This window comes from Pseudomonas sp. P1_C12 (genome assembly GCF_056406435.1).
In genome coordinates, this window is sequence record NZ_JBFUAE010000001.1 from 477,416 (window position 1) to 495,832 (window position 18,417).

The 18,417-nt window shown below is 59.1% G+C and carries 7 protein-coding genes; 2 read left to right on the plus strand and 5 right to left on the minus strand.

The annotated features are described in order from the left end of the window. The first annotated feature begins 7 nt into the window (after window positions 1-7). Window positions 8-7,888, plus strand: coding sequence for a hypothetical protein (locus AC1D19_RS02205; protein ID WP_477762217.1), 7,881 nt, complete (start codon window positions 8-10; stop codon window positions 7,886-7,888). 36 nt (window positions 7,889-7,924) lie between these two features. After that, window positions 7,925-8,704, plus strand: a complete 780-nt coding sequence (locus AC1D19_RS02210; RefSeq protein ID WP_477762218.1) for a hypothetical protein — start codon at window positions 7,925-7,927, stop codon at window positions 8,702-8,704. Window positions 8,705-8,942: 238 nt separating this feature from the next. Here the strand turns inward: AC1D19_RS02210 and AC1D19_RS02215 are convergent, their stop codons facing one another. From AC1D19_RS02215 to AC1D19_RS02235, 5 genes are all read right to left on the minus strand, one after another. Beyond that, window positions 8,943-10,397 (minus strand): caspase family protein, encoded by a 1,455-nt coding sequence (locus tag AC1D19_RS02215; RefSeq protein ID WP_477762219.1) that lies wholly within the window; start codon window positions 10,395-10,397, stop codon window positions 8,943-8,945. Between the two features lie 8 nt (window positions 10,398-10,405). Next, window positions 10,406-11,827 (minus strand): hypothetical protein, encoded by a 1,422-nt coding sequence (locus tag AC1D19_RS02220; RefSeq protein ID WP_477762220.1) that lies wholly within the window; start codon window positions 11,825-11,827, stop codon window positions 10,406-10,408. After that, window positions 11,824-12,999 (minus strand): caspase family protein, encoded by a 1,176-nt coding sequence (locus AC1D19_RS02225; RefSeq protein ID WP_477762221.1) that lies wholly within the window; start codon window positions 12,997-12,999, stop codon window positions 11,824-11,826. Before AC1D19_RS02225 ends, AC1D19_RS02220 begins: the two co-directional genes overlap by 4 nt. Window positions 13,000-13,003: 4 nt before the next feature. Further along, the gene (locus AC1D19_RS02230) at window positions 13,004-14,194 is read right to left on the minus strand and encodes a hypothetical protein (RefSeq protein ID WP_477762222.1); all 1,191 of its coding nucleotides are present in this window, start codon (window positions 14,192-14,194) and stop codon (window positions 13,004-13,006) included. Between the two features lie 351 nt (window positions 14,195-14,545). Continuing rightward, window positions 14,546-18,310: a hypothetical protein gene (locus AC1D19_RS02235; protein WP_477762223.1), complete on the minus strand. Its 3,765-nt coding sequence runs from the start codon at window positions 18,308-18,310 to the stop codon at window positions 14,546-14,548. Window positions 18,311-18,417: the final 107 nt, after the last annotated feature.

An 18,417-nucleotide genomic window follows, 5' to 3' on the forward strand; every position in this document is an offset into this window, starting at 1 on the left:
ACAAATCGTGGCCGAACCCTACATCTACAGAGCACTGTTTCCGCCGCACTTCACCCCACGTACCAAGGACTACGGCGGTTCGGCCAGTCAAGAATCGGCGCGTCAATGGACCACCCTGGAGCTGCCGAGGATCCGGCTGATGGGAGTGCTCTGGTCCTTTGGCATCACGCTGCACGAGGCGGTTGACCCGGCCCAGACTCCGGCGCTGCGCTTGCTGTTCGAGGAAGGCACGGCGCACACTCTCGGTGGCCTTGACGCCTACGCAACGCCCATTCTGCTCCGTGCTCAGGTCGCCAGCCTGCTCCAGGCCGACGACAGCAACCGTTCTGCAACGCGGATGAGCCTGTTGGCTGTTGATACCATCGCGAACGAAAATGTCGACGACAACGACACGGTGCGCAAGGTCAAGTTAACCGAGCTCGGCTTTATCAATGGCGCCAAGCCGACGGCCAGTACACCGCTCGTTGTTGCGCCGTTCGGTGGCCAACCGGTACCCGCTGGCATGACCAGGACCTTCCTGCCAGCAATGCAGTTGCTGCACGGTAGCCTGCGTTACCTTGTCGACGCGAGCTACATGAAAAACCTGCGGCTGAAGCTTGGCCTGGAGCCGCCTGAGCCGTCCTCAGCGGTCCCGCCGGAGCACTGGAACCAGATCGTGCTCCTACCCGACGGGTTCTGCCTGACAGGGTGCCGAGCCATTCCGTGGATGAGCGACAAGGACAAGAGCCCACTCAAGGTAAGCGGTTGGTTCAAGGCTACCGTGCGAGTCGATCCGGACACGGGTGGATCGGTACGCGGTCTCACTCCATGGATCGATCCGCAGACCGGCTACGATCCCTGGAAGGACACGACCCGGCAGCTGGAAGCCATACTGCGCCGCAGCGACGAGGCGCCTGGCCGGCCTAACTGGCTGCAGGTCGCACCCAACGCTCCTGTCCTGCCCGAACACCTGTTCTGGCAGGAAGCGCAGGCTGAAGGCCCGCTGCTTGGCCGCATCGGCCAGCCCCTGACGATCACCTGCCCAGGGCTCGACATTCGGCTCTCCGATCAGCCCGACGGTGCAGGCGCCCTCTCGACGCTGACCATCCAGGCAAACGGTGTCCGGTGCGTACCCGGTCCCAAGGGATCAGGTCGTTTCGACCTGTCGGTCACCGTCGGCGACCCCGCCACCGCCGAGGGCATCGTGGCCCTCTACGACTTTTCGAAGGACAAGGGCGAGAGCTTCAGTTTCCGCCAACGCGCCGCATCGCAGGAGACACCAGAAATAACGCTGGCCCTGCCAATCATCGAAACGGCGCAGACAGTCCGCCAGGCGGCGGGCCTGTCGCCTCCCGTCGCGCATATGCCGCTGGACCTTCTGTGGGCCTTTACGCCGATTACCGGAGGCTGGCTGCATTGGCCACTGCCCAACGCCATCGCCGGTAATCTCGCGACGTTGCTGACTGCCCTTGGGCAGAGGGCGGAACCGCAATCCGCAGCGCCAGAGCTTTCAATGCCCAGCGGGCTGTCGGGTGCACTAACCTTCGGCAATCGTCCGGAGCGCCGCCATCATGACCCGGCACAACGTATCTGGGGTTTGAGCCTGGGCTCGGCGACCGCCTGCACCGCCAGACTTGCCATCCATATCGAAAGCAGCGTAGTGGTCAGCGCCCAAGTGAATGTGTCCGGAGCCACTGCGTCGTTCGATAACCTTTTTCTTGTGACGCCCTTTGCCCAGACCTCCGAACGTCTGCTGCCCGATCACGCCGAGCGTGCGCTGCGCACTATTGGCCTGCGAGCCGTATCCGCGAGCCTGCTCAGGGGCATCGAGGCGCAGCTGTGGCAACAGGGGCGGACCCTCGCGGGACCTGCGATCCGTCTCGAAGCCTCACTGTCAGGTTTCAAGATCAACGCCAATGACAGTGGGCAAGCTCAAGTCGCGTCGGGGGCAACAGTCACGCTGACGACACACCTGGACGTTCGGCCTCGGGACCAGGACTGGCCTGGTAGCCTGCAACCCTGGATGTGGTTGGCCCACGCAAGCCTGCCGACTATCCAGACACTGCCGCTGGCTGTCACCGGGACGCAACGGACACTACCCTCCGGCGTCCGGGCCCTGGCCCCGCTGGTCGTCAACGAGCGTCCGCTGGCCGCCCGCTTGAGGTATGAGGCGCCCCTGGCATTCGATACCCCCACGATGGCAATCACCATCAAGGGGGAGTGGACCCAGCTCGGCGCCTTCAAAACCGCAACCCTGACACGCCCGCTTGCACCGCTCATGAAGACGCAACCCTGGTTTGACGAGATCGCCATGGCGGTCACAACGTTGCCAAGCGTATCGCTGCAAGTCGGCGAACGGGAGCCAACAGGGCTGGAGCTTGGAGCCGGCTGGGGCAATTACGATACCACCGGGGTGTGCGCCTTCTTCCGGCACGATCTTGCACTGCGTGACGAACGCTATGCCCTGGCATCGGCACCACCGGCTCCCGCCCCTGATCTTGCCGGTCACAATGGAACATTGCCGCCGGTCAGTGAGGCGTGTTTCACCCCTCTGGAAGGCAACGGCCCCAGTTGCAGGCTGAAAGTCGATAATGCCGATCCCAATCAACTCGATTACATCACCTCGACCAATGGTTGGGACCGGGTGCGTCTCGACCTGAACCGTCGGGCGGCCCTCGCCGCCCTCGATGGTCGGACGCTGCTTCGCAGGCTTTCGAAGGATAAATGGACCCTCGAAGGCGTCTTCGGCGAGATGAGCTACCCGCTGAGCCAACCACCGTCGGTCGCGGCCGAGGTGACGGTTGCGAAGAAAAAGCTGACATCAATTGGCCGCTATCAATTCAATCTGGCGAGCGCCTCTAAAACTCCATGGCAGTTTGCAGGATTGCCTGCGTACAACGATCTGGTTGGTCTGGAGGGCAGCTTTTTGCGCGATTCAGAGAAGATTGAGCTGCGATTCGGCGTGGCCGACCTGTTCCGCCGTCGCGATGGCGGCTTCATCGACCAATACGGACTCTCATCCGAACCGGCAATCCCCGGCGAAGTGCTCATACGAACCGTCAAAGACAATGCACAAGGGCCCGACAAAAATAACGCAGGGGAAAAGGAACCTGTAAGGCTCATGACCCTGATCGATCCCATCGTCGTGATCAACGCTGGCAAGGCAAGTTTTTGGTGCGCAGACGTTCCCGTCGTAACGGGGTCCGGCGAAGAAACGAACTTCCTGGACTGGTTCGGCACTGGCACCGCGGACTCGGTGCAGCGCGCCAACAGCGCCAGCCGGAAAAACAATCATCTTGCGGGCTTTCGCTGGTCGTTGGCCTACAAGGACTTGCGTGACGCTTCAATCATCGTCGACGGTCTCGTTTTCGAAGCGATGGAGCTGAAGCAAGTTGTGCAGATCGGCACTGCCCTGCCGACCAGGATCCAGATCCTGGGGCGCCTGCGCGTGCCGGTTTCCAAAGCCCTTCCGGCGGCCCGGGGAAAGGTCGCATTGACGCTGGAATTCACTGGCCACGGCAACCAGTACAAAGCAACACTGGCGGTAGATGGCAAGATCGAACTCCCTTTTGCAGGCCCAGACGCCCTCCTCGCGCCACGGGTGATCCTTGATAGCCTACCTGGGCTGGGCGGTAACACAACGGCCACCATAGAGTTCGTGGTCGGCGGTGAGGCGTTCAGCGTGAAGCGCACGCTCAAGCATGATGCGCGCGGATTGATCATTGAGTCAGGCCCTCAATCGTCGCGATACCTGATGGACCAACTCACCCCGACCAGGCTGGCCGCGACGCTGCCAGCGGCAGAATATGACGCGGACAACAATATTGTTCCAACCACTGGCGCCTCGGCCACCCTCCACTACAGCCTCCTTCTCGGAGAACCTGGCGCTAGCCTCAAAGGTGAAATCATCTACGACCTGGTCAGTCAATCCTCCACGGCGTCCGGTCTGGTCCATGAGTTCTCCGACAAGACGACGGTAGCAGCCGATGTATCGGTCCAGAGCGACCTTGTGCTTGATCAAAGCGTGCTGACACTGCGCTGGGTGGCGAAGAAGATCAAGAACAAGAAGGTCAGATTATTCGGTGGTTTCACCCTTAAGCATGCAGTCGGCACAGCTCTGGCGGCGCTCATCCCGGTGAAGGGTACAGACGGTCTGCCCGGCTTCAAAGTCCTGGACAGACGCTTGCGTGCAAACTTTACCTTCAAGGGTGTACGCAGGGCCGGCATCGAGTTGAGCCTTGACAGTCTCGACGCTCACCAACAGGGGGCAATCCCGTCACTTGGCTATCGGCTGCACGGCGAGCTCGAGCTGAATAACGCACTGAGTTGGCCGGTGATCAAGGAACAAGCCGAGCGCGGTGGGCGTTCGGCGGATTTCGCCGTCGACAACGGCAGCTTCCAACACCAGGTCCGGCTGGTGTTCGACGGTCAGGCGATCTCGCCCGATAGCCTCAACAAACACGATGCGGAGCAGCGACGCCTACCCTTGATGATCGAAGTGCACCACAAGCTTTCGCGGGTAACCAAAGATGGTCATGAGCCGCTTGAGATGTGCTGGAAGGTCTATCAGGTCGTCTGGCTATCCTCGGCAGAGGTTTTCGCGGCTGCACTGTCGGAGCGGATAGCGCCGGCATTGCCTTCGGAGATCAGGCTCTCGCGTACCGGCTTCGCGCCACTGGTCGGTGACCTTGCCAAGCGCCTGAGGGCTGCTCCCCATGTTTACCACGCCGCCGTGGTTGATTGCGGCGGTCTCGCCGGGCCGCTCGCCGCAGGTGTCAAGGCAGCCGTCTCTACCTGTGAAGCGCTGGCGATCGAGTTTTCCAACCACGTCCTGCTTGCCTTCGACCGCTCAAGTCCAGACACCGCAACGCTGGCCAAAAGTGTAGCCGCCCCCTTGCTGCTGGGGCTGCCAGGGTTCGGTTTGTGGGCCAGAGGCCCCGCGCCACTCGCGGCATCTCCTGCCCTGGAGCGCATGCTCGCGTCGCGGCTGGAAGCCGGAAAACACACCACGCGCTGGCTGCCGGACAGCGACGCTTATGAGGCCCATCGATTTCCCACCATCGAAGCCGCGCTGAGCAAGCTGGCACGATCGCCCTTGACCAGCCGCGCCGTTGCCGATCGCGCCAGCGCAGTCACCGCGTTCAACGCTGACAAGGCGCACCGGGCGGTGTTCCAGCCACTGGTGCGGAGCCCCGGTGGTGCCCTGCCCGACGGTGAACTGCCCACTGCCGGAACGGCTTTCATCCTCTCCAGTCTCTTTGCTGACAACAACGCGGGCGCAGCAGCCGACACGCATCCGTTGGCCTTCGGCTTCGCCGGTTCGCAGCGCATCGAGGCCGCCGACTTCTTCGCTAGCTTGAAGGATGCCAACGACAACGACCTCAAAAGGGGTACTGACTTCAAGCTATCGGTCTATGCCAATGCGCTGCGACGCTTCCTCGAGAATGCCGCCGCCAATCTTGTAGTAGTGCCGAGCGACGAACCAGACTTGAATGCAACATCCCCGAAGGCAGAGATCCCCTTTATCCTGCAGGTCGAAGCCATCTCCAGGGACAGGCGGAGCATCATCAGTGTGGCGACGCGAGCGTTGCAGATTGACAGCGAGACTACAGAGCAGGTGTTACGCGAAAAAGTCCTGCTCTGGGCCAGGCGGGCCCAGCAGTTGAGCGCGCCCTGGGCCAGCCAGGCCCTGCTGATGATCCGCAGGCAGGATTTCGGCCTGCTACCCGATATCCCCCTCCCGCGCACTTACCTGCTTAGATCTAACGACCCTGCCGACGATGCTCTCCAGTCCCACCGAGCGTTGGTCGACATTGCGGCGCCGCAGCCACAAGCGCAGCTCGAGGCCGGGCCAGTGGCGCCTGCCAGTGAGCGCCTGTTTACAGGCTACTCTCCGCTGCGGGTCCGACCGGCGCTTCTGGCGAGCGACCCGCTCCCATCCGGGCCCGATGCGTCCTGGACACCGCGTCTTACGGCGACGGGGGTGGAAACAAGCTGGACCTTGAGCGAAGGAGCACACGCATTGCTGTCCTGCGAGGCAGGTAAAACCTATTGGCTCGCTGACCGGGAAACGGTTGCTTTGCGTCCTTTTGCATTGGCCCCAGACAAAGGGCCCTATGAGCTGACTTTCGCTTTGCCATCAGGTTTTGGTGCGGCAACACCCCGCGGCCTGTTGCCTGCATCACATGCAACGGGTACGCCCCCAGAGGTGAAGTCCGAGGGTACAGAACGGGGCTTTGCCCCGGCCTTCTCGAGCACCACCCGTATTTCGCTTCGCCCGGGCTCCTGGTCGGCGTCGCGCATGGGTCTTTCCCTGGAAGAAAGCACTCTGCAAGTCCATAAACGCGCTCGGGCCAGTGAACTGCCGGTGCACACTCGGCAGCCCAGGCCACCCCTGCTCGCAACCAATGATCGGCCACGTGCCAGCTCCCACGAGCTCGGCCATGTCGTCGTGGGCACGGCGCAATCCGTGCTGGTGCATGGTGAACGCGTGTCCAGAGTCGGCGTAAGTAGCGAGCCGCCGGGCCTGAACCGCGCTCCGCGTTCGCGCTGGGCATCGAAGATCCAGATGAACGCGCCAGCCAAAGGTATTCTGCGGGGCGACTGGGCAGGTTCGATCACGCTCAAGACCATGGAGGATTATGGGGAAGTGCCCAATGAGGCTTGGTCGATCGAGATGGCGGCCTTGGTGATCGGAGCCAACCGCTATACGATCGTCAAAGCCAACCTGCCACCGCTACCGAGGGCCAGCGACTCACAGGCACAGCCGGTGGTCCTGCAGGGGTTCACAAACACCCTCACGGGGGCCACTGCCCTGGAAGCGGTCCGCAGCTCACCACCGGGAACACCGGTTTTGCTTGAATTGCTGCTGAGTATCGAGACGCAGGCCAGCGGGTTCCGGCTGCATCGCCGCGCACGCTTCGCACTAATGACCGGCGCAACAGCGCAAGGCGAGGTCGAAACGCCTGTGTATGTTCGGTTCGACGACCCGGAATACAACGACCGCCTGACCTCACTCGCGCAAGTGAGCCGACAAACTTCGCCCGCTAACCCGCGCAACGATATCGTTTTGGCGGCAGACCTTTCCAAACTCGCACCCGGCGAACGTATCGAAGCTGCCCTGGCAATTCGGTCTGCGACGCCTGGGGACAAAGTTGCGCCTCTATTTCAAAGCGTCACCTTCAAAAGCGAAGAGGTTGCTGGCTACCCGCCGACTGCAACTGAAGGGGCACCGCTACAGTGCGTCAAACTTCATCTGGAACGTATCCGCATCAACGAACCGGACGCTACGCGCTTGTTCCAAACCGATGCAAACAACCCGGCCATTATCGGAGCAATCTACGATGCCGACAGCATGGCGTTCATGCTCAAGCTCAATCATGATCGCTCGGTCGACACCCTCACGTTCTCCATCGAAACCGATCGTCTATCGCAGATCAAAGAGCAACCAGAGTCCTCGCCTGCCCTGCAGGCTGGCGATATCCTCATGCTTCGCGTGGTATTGGTCGAAGACACGGACGGTAGTCGTCCTCTGGCAAGCCTGTCCTTCAGCATGCTCGCCACCCCTGAACTCACGCCGAACCCAGCCAGCTTCGCGCTGCTGACCCTTGACGGTTGGGACACCAATGCGATGAGCGATACCAAATGGACACCGAAAGGGATCAACGTCGGCGTCTCCTTGTATGCCGACGGCCCGGCCCCAACAGACATCGAACTGGTCGACCCACGCGATCTGCTGGACGGCATCGTGCGCCGTCGGGCGGTCTATCACTGGCAGACTTTTTCCCCAGGCACTCTCGAAGCTTCACGACGCTATGCGGTGCAAAAGATCAACGCCGTCGGTGGAACATGGTTGCCGGACGATCCCGAAGTCGACTGGCCCACTACGCACGTGCCTTCAAGTTCGTGAGAGAAAACACCCACTCGGCCTTAAGTGAGGAAAAATATGCCAAAGCATCGAAGCCCCAAGACTGAAAGCCAAGCAAGCAAGTCCACCGACTCGGGGGAGCTCCAACGGCTCAAGCAACAGTTGACGGATCTGCAGGAAACGGTCGACAGGCTCCAGGGCCGTCTGTTGAGAGGGGAGATACCCGAGCAGGCCTCTTCACAACCTGCCAGCCTGCTAGCACTGAAAAAGTTCATACCGGCCACGACAGATGGCTGGATGGGCGTCAACATGTCCGGCACTCGGACATCGTTGCCATCCGGGATAGCCGTCACCGTGACCTCTCAGGTGGATGGTCGGGATTTCGGTGTAATCAATGAAGGCATCTATGCCAACAACACATTCGATATCAAACAGGGCAACCTCAAGGAAACGGCAGAGCGCAAATCCAGCGTGGAAGTGCTGTTTGATGTCGCAACCAGTCCAGTGGTCATCGACGGAAAAACCTACGATCGACGCGTCACAGTGACTTGGGCTGAGGGAGGAACCTCGAAGTCGGTGGGACCGTTTCCCGCCAGGACCAAATCAACCTCCCCGCCTCCCAAAGGCACGCACGATGTCGAGATCGCTGACTTTCCCCATGACCTGGGGCTGCCTTACGGCGAATTTGCTACCGTGTGGTTTCGAATCGGGCATCAGGGCGACAGGTACATTCACCCTGGGCGTGAATCCGATGGGTGTATTACCTGTGCTCCTGGAAACTGGTCTGCGATTTACGCAGCCCTTAACTTCGGTCGAGTGGGCGATGGCAAGAGCGTTGCCAAGCTGAAGGTGGTCTAGTAACGCGCCTGCACAACACGTTCAGGACATTCAACTCTCGAACGAGTCATCTGTGAACGAGTCCCCACGCCGAAGGAATCGCCCGCCCCGCTCACCAGTGCGGGGCCTCTGACTGAACGACAACACCCCGTTGACCCATACCGTTTCAATGCCTTGCGGTTGCGGCATCGGTAACCCGCCTCGACATCCATTGCCAATCACCGGAGTACTGATCTGAGAACGACTATGTCTGCCCTCACTACCGACTGACGGTCCAACCATAAGGAAAGTGAACTCTTTCGGTGCCCTCGCGTGCGAACGACAGATAGTTGATGCACAGCAGATGTGGTGCCACCACCATCTGCTCAGCAAGCCGTGCCTCAAACTTGTCTATCGTTAGCCGCTCGCGCATCGGTGGATCGCCAGGCTTCGGCTCATAGTCTTCGTCTTCAACCCATAGGATGTCCTCACCCCCGTGGTGTACTGCGGAAAGTATGTGGTGCCCTTCACGGGCACCAGGAGCAGTAACGACGTCGACCACTACCTCATGACGCTTGCCCGGGATGGCATGGAAACGAGCTGCATCTGGCAACAGGCATTCCGCGATGAAGTCGAAGCTCGAGTGAAGACTCTTGTGGCGCTGCAAGGCAAATAACGGTCCAAACTTGCGCAGTTTGAAGCGTTTACGTAGCTTCCCGTCGCGATCATAGAACGCCTCGAAGAGCATGCCATCAAGAAGTGCCTTCCGCTTTTCTTCTTTGATGCCAGCTGAGCGAGTCGCGAAATCGCTAATGTATGCCACAGCCGCGTTAGACTCACCGCAAGCCGCCTGATACAGGTTACGGCCCAACACGAAGAGACCGTCGACGGAAACTCGATTGGCTACCGCGGAGGTGAGCTCAAGCACGGCCGGGTTCTGGCGCGGCCACGTGCTGCTCTTGAGTTCCCGGATCATGCGGTGCGAGGCCTTGGCATCATCCAGTACGAACAGGCTGTCACTAAGCGCCGTCTCGTCATAGAGATCGATGCGCACTCCCAGGCTCAGGTTGAAAAAGAACTCGGTGGCCAGGGATGTGTGCTCCCAAGAAATCTGCTTGCCTCTCGTCGCAGCGCTCAGCGAGTTCCGCACTCGCTTGAACATGTTCTCGATAGAGCAGTCGGGCGTAGCCAGGTGCTGCAGCAGCGCAGCCGTGTAGGCACCGTTCCGACCTGCGCCATCGCTGGCATTCTGGCCCGGCGAAGTTGCGAAGGCGATCAGCGTGCCGCGTGGCGCATACACCGGTGCCAGCCCGCGAGAGGCAATCGCGCGCGTCCAGGCCCGGCCGAACGGATTGCGGCGACACGCATCAAGAATAATGATACTGGTCGCGCAGCCAGAGTTCTCCATGACTTCGATCACCCGGTTGAGCGAGAGCGAAGAGTGTTTGAGCGAGATCTCATCGCTCGCGTCCGTATCTACCGCTGCGAGATAGTTCTCCCCCTGGACCTGTACCCCGTGCCCAGCGAAGAAGAATAGCCCCACATCGCTGCCCTTCAGCGTGCGTTGGAATCGCTTGAGGACGCGATCCATTCCTTCGCGGTGGCAGTCGGTCTTCTCGATCACCGTGAAGCCGCACTGCATCAGGGCGGCCGCCATGTCCTGCGCATCGTTGGCCGGGTTCTTAAGTACATCACCGTCTTCGTATTCCGCATTGCCGATCAAGAGCGCATTCATGGTCCGGCTCATTGCGCGTCTCTCTTTTCTTCGCCCAGCACTTCTCGCAGAAATAGTGTTTTGGCTGCACTGCCCGGCACGGAGCGCCTCGGAGTTGACAGCAGCACGTCCACGCCCGTTCTGAGGGCGTCGACGGCGACCCTAAGCTGCCGGCTCGCCGGCTCCAAGTCCAGCGGTGACGGCAGCAAGGCAGGCCTCAAAACCGAGAGATCGCGTATCTGTCGCACGGCTTCGGCAAGCAGTTGCCCACTCTGTGTACCTTGGCGCTGCTCGAAAGCATCGTGCGCGGCCATCGGCCTGTCCGGTGCGTTACCCGCGAATCCGAAGCTCAAACCTGACGGACGAGAGGAGGCGAGCATCTTGCGCAGCGATTTGGCCATCCGAGCGTCGAGCGGCTCCTCAGCCTTCTCCGCGAGTGCCAGGAGATCACTCAACAACCAAGTCGCTTCGGCGAACAGTGGAATGCCGCGATCAAGGAAATGCGACAGTGTTTCCACCGCAAGATTGGCAGCATCGCCGATTGGCATCCCACGCTCGATCCGGCTAGCGGCACGGATCAATTGGGCATCTGGAATTCCTTCATACCAGTGTGCAAGGTTATCCAGCCAAAGGGGGGGCAGCCGATCCCAATCTCGCTTGCGAAGCAGGTAGTAGGCTGCCGCGGTCGCAGCGATGGGATCCTCAACCTTGAGGTGCAGCAGCCGGTGCGCGAGCTCGCTTCCGGGGTCGAGTAGCGTTTCCACCGAGCCTAGCCGGCCAGCTCGCAGGAACTCCATGATGGCTTCGGCATTCGGGCTATACCCGCCAACAACCACCCGAGGCTTCACCCTTCCGGAGAGCGTCCGCAACATCATCACGAGCACGCTCGTTTCAAAAATCGGCAACGACACGATCTGGGGACTATCGCTGTCGAGACGCACCACCAGAGCACGAGGATACTGCGAATATCCAAGCTCCAATTGGATAGCCTCCCGCGAGCGGTGAAGCTCGCGTAGTCGCAATTCAATCGGGACCTGACGCCAACGCACGGCGTCCGGGGTCTTTTCCCAAAGTTGAAACCATGCGTCCTCCATGCCAGGCTGGTTTAGCAAGGCGCCACCTTGGCGCTTCACATCAAGTCGCGCGGCAGACCAAGCCATCCAATCGGACGTAGCGACATCGTCACCAACTCGGAACGTCACTTCGTCGTGCCATATTCGGTCGCCCGTCAAAAGTGGTCGCGTCTCCGTTGTGCCATTGGGCAGGTTCAATCGGACGAAGACAGGGTTGTCTCCGCGCTCGTAGCCCAATTCTGTAGGTCTCCGCGACGTGACCGTGCCCGTGCTGAGCACTTGACCTCGGGCGTCAACGATGCTCACGGGAAGGAAAGATCGTGAGTAACCGCGTTCACCCCGTATCACCAATTGGATCTGCAGCGATTGCCGGCTCATGGTTGCACCTCGACGGGCAAATGATAGTGCGGCGGCTCGAAAAACTGGGCACCACTTGCATAGGGCTTAGTCGATGCGATACGGACCTCATACATGCCTTTGCGGGCTTCCGTGCGCCAGATGCCGGCGACCTGACCACCAATGATGGGCGGTACCGTTGCATCGACTAGGTTATGGATCTCGTATCGGCTCAGCACTCGCAGCGCCTCTGGCGAGAGCTCAATCTCAACCTTGACCTTGGGGATCTGCATGGTCTGATGCAACGGCGCATCAACAGCCCCCGAGGGATGGGGCGCGCAGGCCTGCGGCTCACCGCCGCGCTCCTTGTTCACCATCGCCAGCAACTTGGGCACGGCTTGCGACAACGCACTACCGTTGACCAGCCATACGGGGGTACCCGGCTGCGGGGCACCGCAATAGCCGTCCAGTGCTTGTAGCAAGGCATCTGTGAAGCGGGACACACCGTTGACGTCGCCATAGGCTGGCAAACCCTCACCCGTGGATTCGATCCAGGTGGTGCCGCGATTAATGTTAGCCGAGGACGCTCCGTCGTCCAATAAGGGAGCCGGTCGGGCTCCCATCCGGTCGCCGACGCGCCGGTCATAGGTTCGGCAGGCGTCGATGAAGATGTAGAGCTGGGCACTCACCTGGCGCCACAACGCACGCACGGTGTTTGACAGATCGAAGCTACCGGTCTGGAAAGGCCGATTGCGGTTGGCACCATGATCATCTAGCAGCAGGATGTGCTCCGGGCCATTGCCCATCACGCCGTGTCCGCAAAAATACAGCATGCCCACGTTGTTGGGATGGCGTCGGACCTCTTCCAGCCAGCGATCGAACCCGCTTTGGACCTGCGGCAGCGACGCGCGCTCTATCGCATACTGCGCACCGGCCACATCTAGCTGTTCGCTCTGCTGCGAAGAAACCAGGATCTCCAGCGTCGTGAGTGGCGCGTTTGGGTTGTTCAAGCCGCCACCGATGCCATCCCCTCCGATTATCCAACGGGCCAGGTCCATGGCGGAGGCCGGCGGCGACTCCAGCACATTGAGCCCCAGGTGAACCCTATCGCGCGAATCAGGTCCTCCTCGCAGGTGCTGGTAATACCCGACACCGATAATTAATACATGAGTGCCTGGAGCATCGGACGACAGTAACAGTCGAATCTGGGTCATCAGCTTAGGCTCTCCCACTGATACGTTGTGCCAACCTCTTATAGAAGCTCGGCCACTTGAAATACCCGGAATGCGCGCCAGTAACGGGGAAGCCGGTGTTGTATTTGAAATCATGCACGGTAGCGGACACAGCCCCTGTGAACGTCGGCAGGACAAGGAAGCCAAGTACATCATTGGTGTCGACGATATTCAGCCAGCGCTTCGCACGCTTTGGCGATGCGATGGCCTCACGAGGAACGGCGGTGGGGTCTGTTCGTCCGGGACTAGCCCAGAGCAGCGACATCTCCTCGAACAGCCCGACCTGTGACCCAACCGTAACCCAGACATCGATCTCGAGATCCGAACCTTCGGCGTAATGTGTGAGGATGTCGTAGACGATTTCACCGCCGAAGCTATGGCTGATGACCACCAAGGGTTCGCCCTTTGCGCGGGCTAAGGCGGAGGCCTCACGCAGCGACTCGAGGACGGCAGCAGCGATCGGGCCAGGCGTCGTGCCATCGCCGCGCTCCGCCAGATACCTGAACGCATCTCCAATGAAGGTGGCGACTTTGCGCGTCAAGGGCCGGCGCGACGCGGCCACGACAGCATGGGAAAGCTGATCAGGACCGAGCAGCGTCAGGCGTTTTGCGCCTTCCTCTAGCATGCCCCACAGGCCACCGCCGCCGAAAGTCTCGACGTTCCCGGCACTCTCCACCGGGTTAATACCATCGAACACTTGATCCAGCACGTTGTCTTTGGTGCACTCAGCCAGCCATGGCGCATCGAGATCAGCCAATCGATCCTGAGCCAATTGATAGGCCTTGGCCACAGCGCGGATGTCCGCATCGGTCTGGGCGTCCTGGATGACGGCGTCGAACAGCAAGTCGATAGCCACATCGGGACGACGTCGCGCCAGCGCATCGAGGGTATCGCCGTTCTGTACGACACCGTCCGCCACGCTGATACCCAAGGATGGGGGGAGCTCGCTGCCGCCGCCCCCAAAGGTTTCCACCTCGCTACCCTTCGGGATCACCTCTAGGTCTCGCCAGAAGCTGACTCCGTCTCCCCCCCAATACGGCGCGTAGACAGAGTGCTCCGGATCAATTCCGACGACAGGTGCGACAATTTTCCGGAGAAACGCTGCTCTTACCTGTTCCTCCCGATCGTATTCAGCGCCTTTCCGATTGTTAACGCCATGAACGAAGACGAATGGCATGACCGCTCCCTTAATTGCTCACTTTTTATCGATACATTGCAGTCGGGAATACCGATAGCAAGTTCGTCTAATATCCAAGGATTGCCGCTGCTGAGCGAAACAAAGGTAATCATGCTCGTAGCCTCAAACGTCAAGCATCCTGCGTTGAGGAGCCCCAGGTACTGCCCTCTGGAATGAGGAAGCGGTAGGCTTGTGAGCAGTAACGCAGCAAACGTAAGGCCGAACTCGAGTCGATGAAAACCACTAAGTGCCATACTGGAATGCAGTCAGCATAAGCGAGCTCCTTGAACGGAATACAAGCAAGTATCTCAAAAGGGGCATCGTGATCTTGAAGCCACGATCCCCTCATTTTCAAAAGCGTAAGGCTTGCTGCTGTGCCGCCGTGTCTGCACGCTCGGAGTCAGCATCCCAAGATTGGGCAATACGCTGAAGCATTGCGCTGGTACGTACAAACTCCGAGGACACTTCTGCCCACTCACGAGATTGACGGGCCAGGGCACGCTCTTGGTCACCGCCCTCCCCGATCTGCTTACTGAATACACCCCGCATATTGATCCTTTCGATGCTGATGCCACGCTCAATCTCCGCGGATGCCAATAACTCAATGACACTACGCACGGCCTCATGAGGCCATGCCTCGTCTTTTAGACTCAACGGAGCATGAGCCAATACTTGACCGATCAATTGATCAGCAATGGCCTGACGATTTTGCTCTTTAGCCAATCGTCGAACGTCTAAGCACCATCCCAGCAGCGCAGGCTCGTCCACCTCTTGATCGGTTTGTCCGGGCAGCGTCTTAAGGCTCTTGAGCAAGCGATAAGCGTTAGTAGCGTATTTTCGATCATGTTCGGAGACTTCCCTTGGATCCTCATCTTTCGCCCTGAAAACCTTACAGAGCATTTCCATAAAGAAACTGGGTTGTTCAAGCAGCATTCTATGCAGGGCTCGCGGATCGTTACGAAGCGCAGGAAGGTAGATGAATTCCAAGCCCGCCAATTGCTGAAGCGTGACATCCGATCGCTCGGACAAATCGCTGATGACTTTCTCAATGTCAAAGAAGCTAGACGCCATCCGAGCTCCTGGGCTGGAATTTCGCTCTGCAACGCCATCAGCCAGTAGAGACACGACATCATTTGTTGGGATTTCACTGAGCCGACGCGATACAGCACTCAATGCAGCAGTAGGGCGTTCCACAGCGCGGTATTTTTCGACGGCAAACAGAAGCTCTTCTGTGCCAGCAGCAATGGGGTATGGTGATTTTTGCGTCCAATAGGCACGTTCAATCTCCTCGCCAAATGACGCTACGTACAGCCAAGTTTGCATCTGCTCCGGCAGAGACTCAAACATTCGCCCGATACGATCGGGACTTAGTACGCCATTCTGTAGAGCCGCGCGTGCGGCCTTTTCCCATCTCTGCCCATAGCGAGCTATTCCATCCGCCATCGCCGAACCCGCCGCTAGTTCCAGTTCTTGAACAGAGCTGCTGATAAGGCTGCTGAACAGTTCGAAGAGCTGGTCATAGGGCAGCTCAAGACCTCGGGCTGAATAGATAACCAGCCGTGGAACCTTCACGCACCCCATCAATTTCAGGAATCCCTGGACTCCCAGCGACTCGTGGATTTCCTTCAAAGCACTCAGGCGAGCGCAGTCAACAACCTTGATCGGATCAGCATCCTCGTCATCAACCCCTTCAACAGGTGGCATGAAATCATCGAAGAGCCAACTGTAGGTTTCCACCAGCGTTGTGGGCAAGTACTTGTCGATTAGGTGCGCCAGCCTTTCCACTCGCTCCTGCGGCATCGCCCAGTCGAAGCTAGAATATTTTTGGTGACGCTTAACCTCTCGATGCAAAGCCTTCCAGATTATCGTTCGGGCGTCCCCCTCCAAAGCGCTCAGCACCTCGTCGAGACGGTCGACAACCGCTTCAAACGGGTCATTTTGAAGGTTGGGCAACGCGTCAACTAGTGTGCTCCAACGCTCCGCACTCAGGCCGACTTCATCGATCGCCAGTGCCACGATTTTAGCTTCACTTTCCCAGACCAAACCGTAAGTCAGGGTTTCACCGTGATCCTGCTCGTACTCTCTAAACTTTGGTTTTTCCGTAGGTGAACTGTTGTCGCTAGATTGAGGCAGCAGCTTAGCGAGCAGTGGCCAAGCGATACTCGGAACAGCTTGCACAGTTGCCTGCAAGACAGCCAACCGGCGCTTTGTTTTGACCGCGGTCCCTGGTACCCACGAGAGGAAAATGGCTCGCAGGCTATTGATAGGCCGATTGTTCAGTTTGCCACCTGGGTCAATTGCAGCAAGCTTCGCAAGGCAGAGCACTGCTCGATCAAGCAACACGGAATCCCAAGCAAGCACCTCCAACGCCCACAGCAGACCGCAGTGATATGTGACAGGGGTGAGCATCCCAGGATGCTCGTCAAAAATGGGACGGATCGAAGGCGATGCGCCCTCAAGCTGACGCTCAAGGGCCTCTAGAAAAGAATTAGGAGATGCCTCCGCCAGCAACGCCAGATCTTGTCCCAAGCTTGCCATCAGCCTGTGATCGGACGATAAACCCGGGAGCGAACGAATTAGGTCATCTACGAAAGCTTGAGGGTGACCACCTGCAATGGTGAACCCTGCTGGCTCGTGCAGTACAGCCATGTGAAGCAGTGTGGTCATCAAACCGTTTCTAAGGTGGTCGCTGTGTGAGGTCTCGCGCTCACGCTTATCGTGGAGCACGAACGGCTCATCCGCACTAGGGGGGGTGTGCGACTGTGCTGCTTTGTCAAAGACGGTGGCCACAGCATCTTTGAACAGTTGAAGGTGCCTACGCCCAATTAGGGGGGCAAGATGCAGGAATGCATCAACTGACGCCTTGGTTGCCCACAGATTGCCTACGCACTCGATGGGCGAGTCCTGCATGACCAGGTACTTGCGCAGTTCGTCCTCCGCTTCGTCGTAGTCCTTCTGACTCAGAGAGCTGAAAACAGACTGATCAAGTTCGCTACCGGACACCCATGCGCCCGCGAGCATTACCGGTATTAGCGGTTTTGCATCTTCGAGCCACGTAGGCTTTTCAGCGGTGCCGCCAGGGCACTGCCTTGCCAGCACTGCCAGACTTCGCCCACATTTGCGTGCAGCCTCGTACCCCTCGTCGTCCGACATACCCATCTTGACGAAAGCTTTACCAAGTTCACGGCTAGTTGGTCGACGCAATTCAACGTGATCGTGCTTTTTTTCGTCTGCGCCGGCACTTATAACTGTGGGCCCATAAGACTTGAGCTGCCCCGCGCAGCTGCGAGCAGCGTTTCGAGGCAAATAGATGAGATTTGATGTGTTAATCAGAAATCTCGCAGCGTCCTCTGTCTCCACGATCACGGTACGTGCTTCGAGCGGTCTGCGTACCGCCTCGGGAGCCATGCGTATAGCGGCGACGGTGAAAGCTATAACCTCATCGGGGGTGTCAGCAGCAAATGCCAGGCGCCCGCCCTCTTGGGTAATTTTCTGCAGCAGCTCCTCGGCTTGAGTTTCGCGTCCGGCGAGCAAGACATCTTCCACGAGTGGAGGTGCGAAGCGACTTGAGAAGGACTGCCAAAACTCCTCCGTACTGAGAACACCATTCTGAGGTGCGATTCTGAGCTCGCAACTCGCCCACCGAGATGCCACGGCCGGGCATTTGGCAAGCCAATCCTCCAGCAAAGGGCCGTCAAGATAGACAACACTCTTCCAATCCTTGAGACCGTTTTTCTCAGCAAGCCAGTCCTCCACTTTCTCGGTCGGCGTATTCCAAGTCCTAGGCGTCACGATAACCAATGTGCACTTGGTCCTGGTTTTCTCATCGACCTCATCAGTGCGCTTCTTGTAATCCGATTCAGCCTTGGATTTTCCGGCGCCGTTGGTTCCAAACTCCCAAATAGACATCCCATCAGGCACAAAGGAGGAGATTGAGTCGACGTCAAGAAATCCGTCAAAACCACGAACTTGGCCCTTGTCACCCTGCAGGAACCTCAGCCTCCTGACTTTCGAAGCAGTACCCCAAATCAACTCGGCCACGAGGCCTGGCATTTTATCCTTAGCTTGGAGCGTATCGGCCCACTGCTCCAGTTCGAGCGCTTTGATCCACTTCAACGTCAATCTCCTTTGAATGTCCCAGCAATGCTCGCTGAGTAAAAACGCCTCCAGGTGGCAGAGAGCCACTCTACTCTACGTCGGAACGGAGTTGCCACCACCGAGGA